The organism is Streptococcus gallinaceus (genome assembly GCF_040545695.1).
Lineage (GTDB): Bacteria > Bacillota > Bacilli > Lactobacillales > Streptococcaceae > Streptococcus > Streptococcus gallinaceus.
This window is the reverse complement of record NZ_JBEPMK010000009.1, coordinates 15,512-31,366: the sequence shown is the minus strand read 5'-3', so window position 1 is coordinate 31,366 and position 15,855 is coordinate 15,512. Positions and strand designations below refer to the sequence as shown.

Below are 15,855 nucleotides of genomic sequence, written 5' to 3'. Positions count from 1 at the left end.
CATACTTACCGCTGTGGCAAGAGTAACCTAACAATGTATTTGTTAGGTTACTGGGGAACTTTGAGACCTTAGGCTCAAAGTTAAGGTATGAGACATCGAAGATGGTTGCTACCGTCCCTGCCACCTAAGGTAAGTATAGAAAAAAGTGTTATATTAGGAAAAACAATGACATACGAAGTAAAATCATTAAACGAAGAATGCGGTGTCTTTGGAATCTGGGGGCACCCACAGGCAGCACAAGTAACTTATTTTGGGCTACATAGTTTGCAGCACCGAGGTCAAGAGGGGGCAGGCATTATCTCAAATGATGCAGGCAAACTCCTCCAGCATCGTAATACCGGTCTGCTCTCAGAAGTTTTTAAACATCAGGAAGATTTGGAGCAATTAACAGGTAGTGCGGCCATTGGACATGTTCGCTATGCAACAGCAGGCACAGCCTCTATCAATAACATCCAGCCCTTTCTCTATAATTTCACAGATGAGCAGTTCGGCCTTTGCCACAATGGGAACTTGACCAATGCCCTTTCCCTAAAAAAAGAATTGGAGCATCAGGGAGCTATTTTTAATGCTTCATCAGACACTGAGATCTTGATGCACCTGATTCGTCGCAGCCACCATCCAGACTTCATTGGAAAAGTCAAAGAGGCGCTGAATACGGTAAAAGGTGGCTTTGCTTATCTTTTCATGACAGAAGACAAGCTCATCGCTGCGCTTGATCCCAACGGTTTTCGTCCCCTGTCGATTGGTCGGATGAAAAATGGTGCATGGGTTTTAGCTAGTGAAACCTGTGCCTTTGAAGTTGTTGGTGCCGAGTGGGTGAGAGACGTTAAGCCTGGGGAAATCATCGTCATTGATGACAAGGGGATTACCTATGACCAGTACACCACAGACACTCAGCTAGCCATTTGCTCTATGGAGTATGTCTACTTTGCTCGTCCAGACTCGACCATTGCTGGAGTTAACATTCATACGGCTCGTAAAAATATGGGGAAAAGGCTGGCGCAGGAATTCAAGCATGAGGCTGATATCGTGGTCGGTGTGCCCAACTCGTCACTCTCAGCAGCTATGGGCTTTGCCGAAGAATCCGGACTTCCAAACGAGATGGGCTTGGTAAAAAATCAATACACCCAGCGCACCTTCATTCAACCCACACAAGAATTGCGTGAGCAAGGCGTACGGATGAAGTTATCTGCTGTTTCAGGAGTGGTCAAAGACAAGCGCGTGGTCATGATTGACGATTCTATCGTACGTGGGACGACCTCTCGCCGCATCGTGCAATTACTGCGTGAAGCAGGAGCCAAGGAGGTCCATGTGGCGATTGGCAGTCCAGAGCTTAAGTATCCTTGTTTCTACGGCATTGATATTCAGACACGGCGTGAGTTGATTTCAGCCAATCATACTGTTGATGAAGTCTGCAAGATTATCGGTGCAGATAGTTTGACCTACCTCTCCTTAGATGGTTTGATTGACTCAATTGGTCTTGATACTGATGCGCCAAATGGTGGTCTCTGTGTGGCTTACTTTGATGGCCATTATCCAACGCCGCTTTATGATTACGAGGAAGCCTATCTGAAAAGTTTAGAAGAAAAAAGTAGTTTTTACATTGATGAGGTCAAGTAACAGCTCTGCTATTTTCCAAAAAGAAAGGAATAAAAATGTCTAAAAAGAAAAATGCATACGCTCAGTCAGGTGTTGACGTTGAAGCGGGTTACGAAGTGGTTGAGCGCATCAAAAAACACGTGGCGCGGACCGAGCGTGCGGGTGTCATGGGAGCTCTCGGTGGTTTTGGAGGGATGTTTGATCTGACAGCGACCGGCGTCAAAGAGCCGATTCTCATCTCTGGAACTGATGGTGTGGGCACCAAACTCATGTTGGCTATCAAGTATGACAAGCATGACACGATTGGTCGGGACTGTGTAGCCATGTGTGTTAATGACATCATTGCAGCAGGTGCAGAGCCGCTCTATTTCTTAGACTACGTAGCGACTGGGAAAAATATTCCTGCTAAACTGGAGCAAGTGGTAGCCGGTGTGGCTGAAGGTTGTGTTCAAGCTGGCGCCGCTCTTATTGGTGGCGAAACGGCTGAAATGCCTGGTATGTATGGCGAAGACGATTACGATTTGGCTGGTTTTGCGGTCGGCGTAGCTGAAAAATCACAGATTATTGACGGTTCAAAAGTCAAGTCTGGTGATGTTCTGCTCGGTCTTGCTTCGTCAGGAATTCATTCAAACGGTTATTCGCTTGTCCGCCGTGTCTTTGCGGATTACACAGGTGAGGAAGTCCTTCCTGAATTGGAAGGTAAGAAACTCAAGGATGTTCTTCTTGAGCCAACCCGTATTTATGTGAAAGCCTTGCTTCCATTGATTAAGGGAGGTTTGGTCAACGGGATTGCCCACATCACAGGTGGTGGTTTCATCGAAAATGTGCCTCGTATGTTTGCTGATGATTTGGCTGCTGAGATTGAGGAAGACAAGGTGCCAGTTTTACCGATTTTCAAAGCCCTTGAAACATACGGTGAGATTAAGCACGAAGAGATGTTCGAGATTTTCAACATGGGTGTCGGCATCATGCTGGCTGTTAGCCCTGAAAATGTTGCGCGTGTCAAAGAGCTTCTTGATGAGCCTGCTTATGAGCTTGGTCGTATTGTGGAAAAAGTTGGCGCTAGCGTGGTGATTAAGTAATGGCCAAAAAGATTGCAGTATTTGCCTCGGGGAATGGCTCCAATTTTCAAGTCATTGCCGAGCAATTTCCGGTAGAGTTTGTCTTTTCAGACCATCGAAACGCCTATGTCCTAGAGCGTGCTGAGCAATTAGGTGTGCCTAGCTATGCCTTTGAACTCAAGGAATTCGATAGCAAGGCAGATTATGAAGAAGCTATTGTTGAGTTGCTGGCTGAACATGAAATCGACTTGGTGGTGCTGGCTGGTTACATGAAGATTGTCGGGTCAACGCTGCTTTCTGCCTACGAAGGTCGTATCATCAACATCCACCCAGCCTATTTGCCAGAATTTCCAGGTGCACACGGTATCGAGGACGCTTGGAATGCAGGTGTGGCTGAATCAGGCGTGACCGTTCACTGGGTGGATAGCGGTGTTGACACAGGTAAAATTATCAAACAAGTGCGCGTGCCGCGCTCAGCTGACGATACCATTGAGATTTTTGAAGCAAGGATTCATGAGGCAGAGTATCAGTTGTATCCGGAGGTTTTGGAGAGTTTGGGAGTGGTAAAAAAAGGTTAAACTTTGCTACAATGAAACTATGAAACGATTAAAAGATTTGAAATTAGCAGAGCTTATTTTTGGAAATTGGGAAGAGACAATCATTTTGTCTTGTTTGCAAGGTGTTATGGGAGAGGTTTGGGTAGATGGTGATAGTCAACCCCAATCTGCTCTTGCAAAACTTGGAAAAGAGGTTGCGTTTGGTTTTTTAGCAGGACGACCAAATACAGACTTGCTTGAATTGTGTCGGGGGCAAGATATTATTTTAGTCCCGCAAAATCAAGCATGGGCAAATTTGATAGAAGCGACATATAAAGAAAAAGCACATGCTTTTACACGCTACGCTACCAAGAAAAATACGGATTTTGATGACAAAATGTTGAAAGACATTGTTTTGGGCTTACCGAAAGAACTTGAGCTGAGATGCATCGACCAGCAAATTTATGATGCTTGTCTTGAGGAAACATGGTCTCAGGATTTAGTGGCTAACTATGATAATTTTTTGCATTATCAACAGTTTGGTGTAGGCGTTGTTATATTACATAAAGGCCAAATGGTAGCAGGAGCATCCTCTTATTCGACCTATCAAGATGGTATCGAGATTGAAATTGACACACATCCTGATTATCGCAGAAAAGGATTGGCCAAGATTGCTGGGGCGAAGTTGATTTTAGAATGCTTGGCGCGCGGTCTTTATCCAAGTTGGGATGCACATACAAAGGTTTCGCTTCATTTAGCTCTACAACTCGGTTATGAATTTTCTCATGAATACAGAGCTTATGAAATTGATTGGAAAAAGGAGAAAAAATGACAAAACGTGCACTAATCAGTGTTTCTGATAAAGCTGGCATTATTGATTTTGCTAGTCAACTGAAAAAATTAGGTTGGGACATTATCTCAACAGGTGGGACTAAGAAGGCTCTTGACGAAGCTGGTCTTGAGACCAGCGCCATTGACGATGTAACTGGCTTTCCTGAGATGATGGATGGCCGCGTTAAGACCCTTCATCCTAAGATTCACGGTGGTCTTTTGGCACGTCGTGACCTTGATAGCCACCAAGAAGCTGCTAAGGAAAATAACATCGAGATGATTGACCTTGTGGTGGTTAACCTTTACCCATTCAAGGAAACTATCCTCAAACTCGATGTGACTTACGCGGATGCGGTTGAAAATATTGATATTGGTGGACCATCAATGCTTCGTTCAGCAGCAAAGAATCACGCTAGCGTTACCGTTGTGGTGGACCCTGCGGACTATGTCGTGGTCTTGGATGAATTGGCTGACGCTGGTGAGACAACCTATGCCACTCGCCAACGTTTGGCAGCCAAGGTTTTCCGCCACACAGCAGCCTACGATGCCTTGATTGCTGAGTATTTCACAGCACAAGTGGGAGAGGCTAAGCCTGAAAAATTAACGCTCACCTACGACCTCAAACAGCCAATGCGCTACGGAGAAAACCCACAACAGGATGCTGATTTCTACCAAAAAGCTATTCCGACAGACTATTCAATCGCTTCAGCCAAACAGCTCAACGGAAAAGAATTGTCCTTCAACAATATCCGCGATGCTGATGCGGCTATTCGTATCATTCGTGACTTCAAGGACCGTCCAACAGTTGTTGCCCTCAAACACATGAACCCTTGTGGTATCGGGCAGGCAGACGATATTGAGACAGCTTGGGACAATGCTTACGCTGCTGATCCGGTTTCTATTTTCGGAGGAATCGTCGTCTTGAACAGAGAGGTTGATGCGGCGACAGCTGAGAAAATGCACCCAATTTTCCTTGAAATCATCATAGCACCATCTTACTCTGAAGAAGCGCTAGCCATTTTAACCAATAAAAAGAAAAATCTTCGTATCTTAGAGTTGCCATTTGACGCCCAAGACGCCAGCGAAGTCGAAGCTGAGTACACAGGTGTGGTTGGTGGACTTTTGGTGCAAAATCAAGACGTGGTCAAGGAAAGCCCAGCTGACTGGCAAGTGGTGACAGACCGCCAACCAACCGAGCAAGAAGCGATTGCTATGGCATTCGCTTGGAAGGCCATCAAGTACGTCAAATCAAACGGTATTTTGGTAGCCAATGACCGCATGACACTAGGTGTCGGTTCAGGTCAAACTAACCGTGTTGGAGCAGTCAAAATCGCTATCGAAGCAGCCAAAGACCGCCTTTACGGCGCTGTTCTTGCTTCCGATGCCTTCTTCCCATTTGCGGACAATATTGAAGAAATTGCTGCCGCAGGTATCAAGGCCATTATTCAGCCAGGTGGTTCCGTCAGAGACCAAGAGTCGATTGATGCGGCCAATAAGCACGGCATGACCATGATTTTCACAGGTGTTCGTCATTTTAGACATTAAGATTTGTGTAAGAAATCTTTTAGGAAAACTTAAGCTAGCAGGACTATACTATAGTCAATCCTAGCAGTAGTTGTCATCCAATTGTTACGGTTCTGCGAACCTGACTCTTGGGACATCTTTGCATAGATATTCGTAAGTTGCTAAAGCAACAACGGATATCGTAAAAATTTTTACTGGCAAATCCAGTATCCATATCTGTAACTAGAAATAACTCGACTTTGGTCGGTTTTTTCTTTTGCAAAAAAGGCACAAGATGTGCCTTTGAGTTTAGTTTGGGTAAATGTAGGCTGCGACACCGTCGGAAATGGGATTGAACCAGCCGCGGAAGTCTCCAAGATACATCTTGCCTGCATAATTTGATTCTTGTACGCGAATTTGGCTAGAGCTGCGAACCTCGGTTACGAAAGCGACATGGCCAAATGCCCCACTTGTCCAGACAGCGATGGATCCAACTTTTGGAACATTTCCGATTGTGAATCCAGCTTTTTTAGCAGACTCAGCCCAGGTGTTGGCATTTCCCCACCAGTTTCCAACCCAAGGGGCGACTTCTTTGACTCCCCAGGTGCATTGGCCAACGGGATAGGTATTTGGTGTGCTTTCTTTCTGAGTAGCAGTGATATCCATGGTGGTTGCTTTTAACCCTTTTCCGTTTTGGTAGATATGCACGTTGTATTTTCCGATTCCTTTGTGATTGGTCAAGGGGAGTTTCAGACTGTAGGTTTTATCTGCTGAAAGGGTTGTCTTGTACCATTTCAAGTCATCTTGTCCATTTTCATCTGACCAAATAGCGAATTGCACATCGCCTGATCCATAGATATTTTTAGCGGTGAGTTGCATGGTGCTTGCGGCGATAAATTGAGAGCTGAAGGCTAGGGGTAATTTTGCGGCGGTCAAGTCCACTGTAGGTTGAGCATAACCTGTGCGTGTCCCGTCTGTATAGGTCACGTAGACATGATTTTGGTAGATTCCGGTGTGATTTTGGTGTTCTTGAAAATCTACCGCTACTTGATAGTTACCATTGATGAGATTGGCTTTCCGCCATTTGATATTGGCCTGCTTATCCATAGACCAAGTCGCGACATCAACGGATTTTATCTTCTTTGACTGCAATGTTTCTTGGGTGAGTACCTGATAGGTTCCTGTTGTCTGATTGACATTTCCGTAGGTGATGGTCGGTTTTGGCTGTAGCGGGACATGTCCATTTTCGACAAGAGTTGTAGCTTTTACTACATATTTTTGAGTGTCTTGCCCATTTTCTTTGATATAAACGTGGCTTTCGTAATTGCCCAAATTAAAGTTATGTGCATTGAGAGGGATGCGCAAACGATAGCTACCATCGTCATTTTTAGTAGCGCTGTACCAAACAATGTCATCCTGCCCATTTTGACTGGACCAAGTTGGAATCTTGACTTCAGTGGTGGTTTCTGGCAGATTTTGGACAGTAATGTCAATCGCACCGACTTCGGAAATGGTCGAAGTCAGACTGACGGGTGATTTGGAGCGGGTAAAGGCTCCTGCATCTAAAAAGACCAATCGATCCTGGATAACGATATAGGCATGCACCGTATAGTTTCCGTAGCCAGTATGGTTGGCAAGAGAAAACTCAGTCTGCTCTTTGTCGGCGAGATACCACTTAATGTCGTCTTGCCCGTTTTCATTGGACCAGACAGCGTATTGGATTTTATAGCCTTCTTGTTGTGGAGAACGACGGTAAGAGATTGTGACGTTCTGGTCTTTTTGTTCAATTTTGATTGGTTGAGTGAGAGTAGTTGGGTCTGTTGGAATGGGTTGAGCTAAATTTTTACTATCTGATCGAGGGCTGATTTCTTCAGCCCGACTGTCAATTGGAAAACTCGCAGTAGCTAAGACGGCAGCTGATAACAACAAAAATTTAGAATATTTTTTCATAAAATTCCTCCTGCCTTAACTATTCGCATTCGCTGGTGAAAGTGCAGGGATTTTATTTTATTGAAAATGTAAGCTGATAATTCCGAACGTTAGTAAAGAAATACAGGTGAATTATTTATAAAACGAACAAATGTGGTATAATATTTTTATAAAATTCGTCTTAAAGGGGAAGTTATGAAGCTCTTGGTTGTTGGTTCAGGTGGTCGTGAGCATGCGATTGCTAAGAAGTTATTGGAGTCTGATGGTGTTGAACAGGTCTTTGTGGCACCTGGGAATGATGGTATGACCTTGGATGGCTTGGATTTGGTGGATATCGCTATTTCTGAACATTCTAAGTTGATTAATTTTGCTAAAGCAAATGATATCGATTGGACCTTTATAGGTCCGGATGATGCGCTAGCGGCTGGTATCGTTGATGATTTCAATCAGGCTGGGCTCAAGGCTTTTGGTCCGACTCGTTTGGCAGCGGAGCTAGAATGGTCAAAAGATTTTGCCAAGGAAATCATGGTCAAATACGGCGTTCCGACAGCAGCCTATGGCACATTTTCCGACTTCGAAAAAGCTAAGGCCTACATCGAGGCGGAGGGTGCGCCTATCGTGGTCAAGGCGGATGGGCTGGCGCTAGGTAAGGGCGTGGTCGTGGCAGAGACGGTCGAGCAGGCGGTAGAAGCAGCTCAGGACATGCTGCTGGACAATAAGTTCGGGGATTCTGGTGCGCGTGTGGTCATCGAAGAATTTTTGGATGGGGAAGAGTTCTCCCTCTTTGCCTTCGTCAACGGCGACCAGTTTTACATCATGCCGACAGCTCAGGATCACAAACGTGCCTTTGACGGCGACAAGGGTCCAAACACAGGTGGTATGGGTGCCTATGCACCAGTTCCCCACCTGCCTCAGTCAGTGGTGAATACAGCCGTTGAAACCATCGTTAAACCAGTCCTTAAGGGCATGATTGCTGAGGGGCGTCCTTATCTCGGCATCCTTTACTGTGGTCTCATCTTGACAGCGGACGGACCAAAGGTCATCGAGTTCAACGCCCGCTTTGGCGACCCAGAAACTCAGATTATCCTCCCTCGCCTGACGTCAAATTTCGCTCAAAACATCAGCGATATCCTCGATGGCAAGGAGACAAACATCACTTGGACGGACAGTGGCGTAACTCTCGGTGTGGTCGTTGCCTCAAACGGCTACCCGCTCGCCTACGACAAAGGCATGGAGCTCCCAGAGAAGACTACTGGCGACATCGTCACCTATTACGCAGGCGCTAAGTTTTCGAAAAATGGTAGAGCACTGCTATCAAACGGCGGTCGCGTTTACATGTTAGTCACAACAGCAGACACCGTCCAAGCTGTGCAAGACCTCATTTACAACCAACTTAAAACCCAAAACACAGAAGGTCTCTTCTACCGGACAGACATCGGAAGCAAGGCAGTGAAATAATAAAAATTTACCTAATAACTTAGCAGCTCAGCTATTGCGAGCGAAGCGAGCCACCCCCGATAATGGTCGCCGTGGTGAAAAGACCGTAACTGAAAGTTACGATCGAGGGAAACCTTGAGACCTTAGGCTCAAGGTTTAGGAATGAAACCGCAGGTTTGCTTCCTACCTCACCACATAAGACCATTATCAAAAAGAAAAGGATATTCATATGCAACCAGTCATTTCCATCATCATGGGCTCAAAATCCGATTGGGCCACCATGCAAAAAACTGCTGAAGTCTTGGATTATTTCCAAGTTCCATACGAAAAAAAAGTCGTCTCTGCCCACCGCACCCCTGACCTCATGTTCAAACATGCTGAAGAAGCCCGCGGTCGTGGCATCAAAATCATCATCGCAGGTGCGGGCGGCGCTGCCCACTTACCAGGTATGGTCGCTGCCAAAACAACCCTTCCTGTTATCGGTGTTCCTGTCAAATCGCGCGCCCTCAGCGGTGTTGATTCCCTCTATTCTATTGTTCAGATGCCGGGTGGGGTGCCTGTGGCGACCATGGCCATTGGTGAAGCGGGAGCTACAAACGCTGCCCTCACAGCCCTCCGAATTCTCGCTATCGAGGACCAAAACTTGGCGGAGGCGCTAGCCCATTTTGCAGAGGAGCAAGGAAAAATCGCGGAGGCTTCAACGGATGAACTCATCTAAAACCATCGGCATTATCGGAGGCGGGCAATTGGGCCAGATGATGGCAATCTCGGCTATTTACATGGGCCACAAGGTGGTGACCCTGGATCCGACGGCTGACTGCCCAGCATCGCGCGTGTCGGACATGATTGTGGCTGACTACGACGACGTTGAGGCTTTGGCGCAATTAGCTGCGCGCTGTGACGTGCTTACCTATGAGTTTGAAAACGTGGACGCAGACACCTTGGACAAGGTCACCAAGCCAGGACAATTGCCACAGGGAACGGACCTCCTGCGCATCTCCCAAAACCGTATTTTTGAAAAAGACTTCCTGTCAAATAAGGCTGGCGTCACTGTGGCACCCTACAAGGTTATCATATCAAGTCTAGACCTAGAAAAACTAGACCTGTCTAAAAACTATGTCCTCAAAACCGCAACAGGTGGCTACGATGGACATGGGCAAGTGGTTATCAACTCTCAAGAAACTCTGGCTGACGCGATGGAATTGGCAAATCATGCCGAGTGTGTCTTGGAAGAATTTGTGACCTTCGACCTTGAAATCTCGGTCATCGTGTCAGGCAATGGCAAGGACGTGACGGTCTTCCCAGTCCAAGAAAACATCCATCGCAACAACATCCTATCAAAAACCATCGTCCCAGCCCGCATTTCTGAAGAACTGGCAGAAAAAGCCCAAGCTATGGCAGTGCAAATTGCCAAGCGGTTGGACCTATCAGGAACCCTCTGCGTTGAAATGTTTGTGGCGGGTGACCAGATTTTGGTTAATGAAATCGCACCTCGTCCCCACAACTCAGGACATTATTCCATTGAAGCCTGCGACTTTTCACAGTTTGATACTCATATCCTAGGTGTTCTCGGACAACCCTTGCCACTAATCCACCTCCATGCACCAGCCATCATGCTTAATGTCCTCGGCCAACACATGGAAGCCGCGCAAGCCTTTTGTCATGAAAATCCTAGCGCCCACCTCCACCTTTATGGTAAACTAGAAGCGAAGCACAACCGCAAGATGGGGCATGTGACCTTGTTTGGAGATGCGGAGAGTGTGGAGGAGTTTGTTAGTGGTTTAATAACTATGTAAGGAGAATTTGATGAAAAGGGAGTATTTCAAACGGTTGATAATTAAGAATGATTTATTTAGCCTTATAATAATTACCATTGCTTTGATACTCTCTATATTAGGAGGATCCACTTTCTTTAGTAATAGGCTTGATTTGAATTCTACTTATCCGATTTTTTTATATGCGACAATTGCAACTTTGATATCTGCTCTTTGCGACCCGCTATTTGAATTTTTCAGAGTAGAGGGTAAGAGGAAAAAATTATTTACAATAACGATTGGCGTGATGGCTAGCTTGATTATTTTCCTGCTTAGTCTTTATAATAATTCTATATTTTTGTTTATTCAATCAATTTCAAAAAGAGGAGGTTTTTCAGCGATATCAGTCTCACTTTTACTATTGAATATTGCGTATATAAACTACCAGTTACAGGTTTCAAAAGAAAATGAGATAGAGCAAGAAAAACAAAAAGTTGTAAAACTTTTGAAAGAAAATTTGGAGTATAAGAGAAGGAATAATGGAAGTGAGTAACAAGTTAAAGCTAAGATTATCAGCTCAAAAAGATAATCAAACACTTTATACAAATTGGCAAATTTCAAGATTGTCTGATAACTTTAGTGAATTTTATTATAAAACCATATTATTGAATGATCTTTCTCAATATATTAATCAAGGTGTTGAAGAAAAAGATGTTATTATTTTTAATTCATCAATAAACATTAATAGCCAATATAAAAGATATGAGGAACCTATTTTAGATCTAACAAAATCCAGTGATATTGTTAAATACTATCATTTAGGTTCTCCAGTTTCTCTAAGCTTAAACAAACAAATTTTGATTTTACATGAGTTTTTTGAAGCGTATCGACAGTATTTTTCAATTGTAAATAAGCATAAATTAAATATTGGAAATAAAAAAGAAGATTTATTGAGATTGTATGAAGAATCAATGGCTGGAAATATTAGAGAATTTAATTTGGTTGATTTTTTTGAGGAGTCTATTCAAAATAACAATGTTGCTAATGGTGACAACAAGAAAAAATGTGTTCAAGAGATACGGAATGTATTTAAAAATTCTATGCAGAAGCTACAACAATCATTAGAGGAACAAGTAAAGCATAAATCTGAGGAGTTTCATTATATATTCAACAGATTTGAGCGTCCGATAATTGGTATTAAAGTAGCTGATGATAAAATAAAATTGTTAGGGAGTGACTTTTTTGTACAATCTAAGTTTACTTATTCAAATAGTCGCTTTTTAGAAACGAATTCAATAAAACAAAATAGTCCACTTGAAATGATATTGACAATGTCTATACTTGTTCTGCCCAGTATAGTACTTATTTTACGAGAAAAGTTAGTCCTCATGCAACAACAAAATAAAAATGGTGAACTTGATCAAGAAATAGCGTCTTTGGAGCAAGAAATTAGGAATTTAGAAAATAAGGGGCAACAAGCGGGGATTGCAATTAATCAACCAGATCATGTGCAGCCAGGACTGATAGATTCTGTCAAAAGAAAAGGTAAACAGGTTCTTAATGAATTTGATACTGAAGTAATATAAGGAGAAAACATGCTAGAACGTTACACACGCCCTGAGATGGCGAACATTTGGAGTGAAGAAAACAAGTACCGTGCTTGGTTGGAAGTGGAGATTTTGGCTGACGAGGCTTGGGCTGAGTTGGGTGAAATTCCTAAGGAGGATGTGGCGAAGATTCGTGCCAATGCGGACTTTGATATTGACCGCATTCTTGATATTGAGCAAGAAACCCGTCACGATGTGGTGGCTTTTACCCGTGCGGTTTCTGAGACCCTTGGCGAAGAGCGCAAGTGGGTTCACTATGGCTTGACCTCTACTGACGTGGTGGACACTGCCTACGGTTATCTCTACAAGCAGGCCAACGACATTATCCGTCGTGACCTTGAAAACTTCACTAATATCGTGGCTGATAAAGCTCGTGAGCACAAGATGACTATCATGATGGGTCGTACCCACGGTGTTCATGCTGAGCCAACAACTTTTGGTCTTAAACTTGCCACTTGGTACAGCGAAATGAAGCGCAACATTGAGCGTTTTGAACATGCTGCCGCTGGTGTGGAAGCAGGGAAAATCTCTGGTGCCGTTGGTAACTTTGCCAACATCTCACCATTTGTGGAAGAATATGTTTGTGGCAAATTAGGCATCCGCCCACAAGAAATTTCAACTCAAGTCTTGCCACGTGACTTGCATGCCGAATACTTTGCAGTGCTTGCTAGCATCGCAACATCTATTGAACGCATGGCAACCGAAATCCGTGGTCTACAAAAATCAGAACAGCGCGAAGTTGAAGAATTCTTCGCCAAAGGTCAAAAGGGTAGCTCTGCTATGCCTCACAAACGCAACCCAATCGGTTCTGAAAACATGACTGGGCTAGCGCGTGTTATCCGTGGTCACATGGTGACGGCTTATGAAAACGTAGCCCTTTGGCACGAACGCGATATTTCGCACTCATCAGCTGAGCGCATCATCATGCCTGACACGACTATCCTCATCAACTACATGCTCAACCGCTTTGGTAATATTGTCAAGAATTTGACGGTCTTCCCTGACAATATGCTCCGAAACATGAATTCAACCTTTGGACTTATCTACAGCCAACGCGTGATGCTTACCTTGATTGAAAAAGGTATGACCCGCGAACAAGCCTACGACTTGGTTCAACCAAAAACAGCCTACTCATGGGATAACCAAGTAGACTTTAAACCGCTCCTCGAAGCTGACGAAGAAGTCACATCCCGCCTCACACAAGAGGAAATAGACGAGCTCTTCAACCCAATCTACTATACAAAACGTGTAGATGACATTTTTGCTCGATTGGGTTTGGATTAAAAAAGATTGAAGAATTATTCTTCAATCTTTTTTTATAATCAACACCACGAAAACAGAGCAACTTTTGGGTGAAATCCGAATTTTAAATTATAAAAACAAATAAAATATAATAAAAAACATATATTTGTGATATAATACACGAATAAGCACTAGGAGAGAAGGATATGAAAGAGTTAGGAGTAAAAATTCGTCGGTTGAGAGAAGAAAAAGGCATAACGCGAGAAGGCTTTTGTGGAGATCAGTCAGTCCTTTCTGTGAGACAATTTGCTAGGATCGAGGCGGGTGAGTGTATACCCACTCTGGAGAGAATGCGATATATTGCACAACAATTTGGAGAGTCTGTCAGTTTTTTTATTGACGAAACGTCCTTAGAACTTCCTAAGAAATATAAAGAGTTAAAATATCAGATATTACGCACTCCAGTTTATACAGATGATGAAAAAATTCAAGAACGAGAAGAGCAGTTTGATGAAATTTATAGTGATTACTATGACCGCTTACCAGAAGATGAAAAGCTAACAGTTGATAGTTTGAGAACAATTTTGGATACTTTTAGTACACGAAAAGTTGACTTTGGGGCAGGTTTACTTGAAGAATCTTTAGAGCAGCTGAAGCTTAAACATAGCTATCAGATGAATGATTTGATTTTAATCAAGCTCTATTTGTTGTGTGCTAATGCGTCTTCTGAGTATTATGACGAACTATTCATTCATAAAATATTTTCTTTGCTGATGAAACACTACCATAGGTACGATACAGAAGAATTGTTTATCATCAATTCTATTTGTATGGATTTGTTTTCTATTTATTTTAAAGAAAAAAATATTTCGAAAGTGGAAGAAGTTTTGCAAGTCATTTCAGATACAATAGAGAAAGTTCATGATTTCAAGCGTCTTCCGGTACAACAGCTATTGCAATGGAAATACAAACTCTATCTTTTAAATGATAAGAAAAATGCAGAGGAATGTTATTTGAAGGCTATTGCATTTGCGCAAATGACTGGAGATAGTTACTTAGAGAAACAGTTAATGCAGGAATGGAAAAAAGATACGCAGGGAACATGACATATGTGACATGTTAAAATAGATTAGAATCTCTTAAAATAAACAATGTAAAAAATATTTAGGAGATAACTAATATGAACAAACTTTTTAAGTTGAAATACTTATTCTTTCTTGCATTACCATTTGTAGTAAACACAGTAGAAACTTTATCAGACTGGGAATGGTGGAAATATTGATCTGGAGGGCGAAACGAGTCGTGTTTCGCTCTTTTAGCGCTTATCAATAGCTTCTTTTTATGCTATAATACTTTTATGACTAGAATTTTTGATACAGAGCAAATGGGGGATGAGGAGCAAGTTGAACGGACGCTGCGCCCCCAAAAATTAGACGAATATATCGGTCAGGACAAGGTCAAGGATCAGCTGAAGATTTTTATTGAAGCGGCTAAGCTGCGGGACGAGGCTTTGGATCATGCCCTTTTGTTTGGACCTCCTGGCTTGGGAAAGACGACTATGGCTTTTGTCATTGCAAATGAGCTGGGCGTTAATATCAAGCAGACTTCCGGTCCGGTGATTGAAAAAGCAGGCGATTTAGTAGCGATTCTCAATGACTTGGAGCCGGGAGATGTTCTTTTCATCGATGAAATTCACCGTATGCCGATGGCGGTTGAGGAAATTCTCTACAGTGCTATGGAGGATTTCTATATTGACATCATGATTGGTGCTGGAGAAGCCAGTCGTGCCGTGCATTTGGACTTACCGCCTTTTACTCTGATTGGTGCCACCACCCGTGCAGGGATGTTGTCCAATCCACTTCGAGCACGTTTTGGAATCACAGGTCACATGGAATACTACGAGCTGGATGATTTGACAGAGATTGTCGAACGGACGGCAGAAATTTTTGAAATGGAAATTACCCATGAAGCGGCAATTGAGCTGGCTCGTCGGAGTCGTGGAACACCTCGTATTGCTAATCGTCTACTCAAACGCGTGCGCGATTTTGCTCAAATTATGGGAGATGGGCTGATTGATGATGCCATTACGGACAAGGCCTTGACCATGCTGGATGTAGACCGAGAAGGTTTGGACTATGTGGACCAGAAAATCCTTCGCACCATGATTGAAATGTATAATGGCGGACCTGTGGGTCTGGGAACTCTTTCGGTCAATATTGCTGAGGATCGTGATACGGTTGAAGACATGTATGAGCCTTATCTTATTCAAAAAGGTTTTATTATGCGAACGAGAACGGGGCGCGTGGCAACGGCCAAAGTCTATGACCATCTGGGTTATCCCTACCACGGGAAATAA

Annotated in this window: 14 protein-coding genes; 13 read left to right on the top strand and 1 reads right to left on the bottom strand. The window is 43.6% G+C overall.

Features of this window, described 5'->3' with window-relative positions:
* Positions 1–165 precede the first annotated feature (165 nt).
* From purF to purH, 5 genes are read left to right on the top strand one after another with little or no spacing between them, the layout of a single operon-like run.
* Entirely contained in the window at positions 166–1,620 is a 1,455-nt protein-coding gene (purF, locus tag ABID27_RS09805) for an amidophosphoribosyltransferase (protein WP_354281838.1), read from the top strand.
* 35 nt (positions 1,621–1,655) lie between these two features.
* Positions 1,656–2,681, top strand: coding sequence for a phosphoribosylformylglycinamidine cyclo-ligase (purM, locus tag ABID27_RS09800; protein ID WP_354281836.1), 1,026 nt, complete (start codon positions 1,656–1,658; stop codon positions 2,679–2,681).
* Positions 2,681–3,238, top strand: coding sequence for a phosphoribosylglycinamide formyltransferase (purN, locus tag ABID27_RS09795; protein WP_354281834.1), 558 nt, complete (start codon positions 2,681–2,683; stop codon positions 3,236–3,238). The genes purM and purN overlap by 1 nt, the downstream gene beginning before the upstream one ends.
* A gap of 19 nt (positions 3,239–3,257) precedes the next feature.
* Entirely contained in the window at positions 3,258–4,028 is a 771-nt protein-coding gene (locus ABID27_RS09790; protein WP_253366317.1) for a GNAT family N-acetyltransferase, read from the top strand.
* A complete protein-coding gene (purH, locus tag ABID27_RS09785) occupies positions 4,025–5,572 on the top strand; it encodes a bifunctional phosphoribosylaminoimidazolecarboxamide formyltransferase/IMP cyclohydrolase (protein ID WP_354281832.1) in 1,548 nt (515 codons plus the stop codon). Before ABID27_RS09790 ends, purH begins: the two co-directional genes overlap by 4 nt.
* 267 nt (positions 5,573–5,839) lie before the next feature.
* Here the strand turns inward: purH and ABID27_RS09780 are convergent, their stop codons facing one another.
* A complete protein-coding gene (locus tag ABID27_RS09780) occupies positions 5,840–7,480 on the bottom strand; it encodes a GBS Bsp-like repeat-containing protein (protein WP_354281830.1) in 1,641 nt (546 codons plus the stop codon).
* Between the two features lie 174 nt (positions 7,481–7,654).
* Between ABID27_RS09780 and purD the strand changes: the two genes are divergently transcribed.
* The 8 genes from purD (at position 7,655) to ruvB (ending at position 15,855) form a co-directional block, all read left to right on the top strand.
* Complete coding sequence (purD, locus tag ABID27_RS09775) at positions 7,655–8,917, top strand: phosphoribosylamine--glycine ligase (protein WP_354281828.1); 1,263 nt, start codon at positions 7,655–7,657, stop codon at positions 8,915–8,917.
* A 208-nt stretch (positions 8,918–9,125) separates the two neighbouring features.
* The gene (gene purE, locus ABID27_RS09770) at positions 9,126–9,614 is read left to right on the top strand and encodes a 5-(carboxyamino)imidazole ribonucleotide mutase (protein WP_354281827.1); all 489 of its coding nucleotides are present in this window, start codon (positions 9,126–9,128) and stop codon (positions 9,612–9,614) included.
* The gene (gene purK, locus ABID27_RS09765) at positions 9,601–10,692 is read left to right on the top strand and encodes a 5-(carboxyamino)imidazole ribonucleotide synthase (RefSeq protein WP_354281825.1); all 1,092 of its coding nucleotides are present in this window, start codon (positions 9,601–9,603) and stop codon (positions 10,690–10,692) included. Before purE ends, purK begins: the two co-directional genes overlap by 14 nt.
* 10 nt (positions 10,693–10,702) lie before the next feature.
* Complete coding sequence (locus tag ABID27_RS09760; protein ID WP_354281823.1) at positions 10,703–11,203, top strand: hypothetical protein; 501 nt, start codon at positions 10,703–10,705, stop codon at positions 11,201–11,203.
* Positions 11,190–12,236 (top strand): hypothetical protein, encoded by a 1,047-nt coding sequence (locus ABID27_RS09755; protein WP_354281821.1) that lies wholly within the window; start codon positions 11,190–11,192, stop codon positions 12,234–12,236. The genes ABID27_RS09760 and ABID27_RS09755 overlap by 14 nt, the downstream gene beginning before the upstream one ends.
* Positions 12,237–12,245: 9 nt before the next feature.
* Positions 12,246–13,541, top strand: coding sequence for an adenylosuccinate lyase (gene purB / locus ABID27_RS09750; protein WP_354281819.1), 1,296 nt, complete (start codon positions 12,246–12,248; stop codon positions 13,539–13,541).
* 164 nt (positions 13,542–13,705) lie between these two features.
* Positions 13,706–14,605: a helix-turn-helix domain-containing protein gene (locus ABID27_RS09745; protein ID WP_354281817.1), complete on the top strand. Its 900-nt coding sequence runs from the start codon at positions 13,706–13,708 to the stop codon at positions 14,603–14,605.
* A gap of 251 nt (positions 14,606–14,856) precedes the next feature.
* Complete coding sequence (ruvB, locus tag ABID27_RS09740) at positions 14,857–15,855, top strand: Holliday junction branch migration DNA helicase RuvB (protein WP_354281815.1); 999 nt, start codon at positions 14,857–14,859, stop codon at positions 15,853–15,855.

Coding starts and splice junctions, on each gene's coding strand:
- ABID27_RS09760 (WP_354281823.1), top strand. CDS start 10,703: ATGAAAAGGGAGTATTTCAAACGGTTGATAATTAAGAATGATTTATTT.
- purH (WP_354281832.1), top strand. CDS start 4,025: ATGACAAAACGTGCACTAATCAGTGTTTCTGATAAAGCTGGCATTATT.
- purF (WP_354281838.1), top strand. CDS start 166: ATGACATACGAAGTAAAATCATTAAACGAAGAATGCGGTGTCTTTGGA.
- purK (WP_354281825.1), top strand. CDS start 9,601: ATGAACTCATCTAAAACCATCGGCATTATCGGAGGCGGGCAATTGGGC.
- ABID27_RS09755 (WP_354281821.1), top strand. CDS start 11,190: ATGGAAGTGAGTAACAAGTTAAAGCTAAGATTATCAGCTCAAAAAGAT.
- purE (WP_354281827.1), top strand. CDS start 9,126: ATGCAACCAGTCATTTCCATCATCATGGGCTCAAAATCCGATTGGGCC.
- purD (WP_354281828.1), top strand. CDS start 7,655: ATGAAGCTCTTGGTTGTTGGTTCAGGTGGTCGTGAGCATGCGATTGCT.
- purM (WP_354281836.1), top strand. CDS start 1,656: ATGTCTAAAAAGAAAAATGCATACGCTCAGTCAGGTGTTGACGTTGAA.
- purB (WP_354281819.1), top strand. CDS start 12,246: ATGCTAGAACGTTACACACGCCCTGAGATGGCGAACATTTGGAGTGAA.
- ABID27_RS09790 (WP_253366317.1), top strand. CDS start 3,258: ATGAAACGATTAAAAGATTTGAAATTAGCAGAGCTTATTTTTGGAAAT.
- ABID27_RS09745 (WP_354281817.1), top strand. CDS start 13,706: ATGAAAGAGTTAGGAGTAAAAATTCGTCGGTTGAGAGAAGAAAAAGGC.
- ABID27_RS09780 (WP_354281830.1), bottom strand. CDS start 7,480: ATGAAAAAATATTCTAAATTTTTGTTGTTATCAGCTGCCGTCTTAGCT.
- purN (WP_354281834.1), top strand. CDS start 2,681: ATGGCCAAAAAGATTGCAGTATTTGCCTCGGGGAATGGCTCCAATTTT.
- ruvB (WP_354281815.1), top strand. CDS start 14,857: ATGACTAGAATTTTTGATACAGAGCAAATGGGGGATGAGGAGCAAGTT.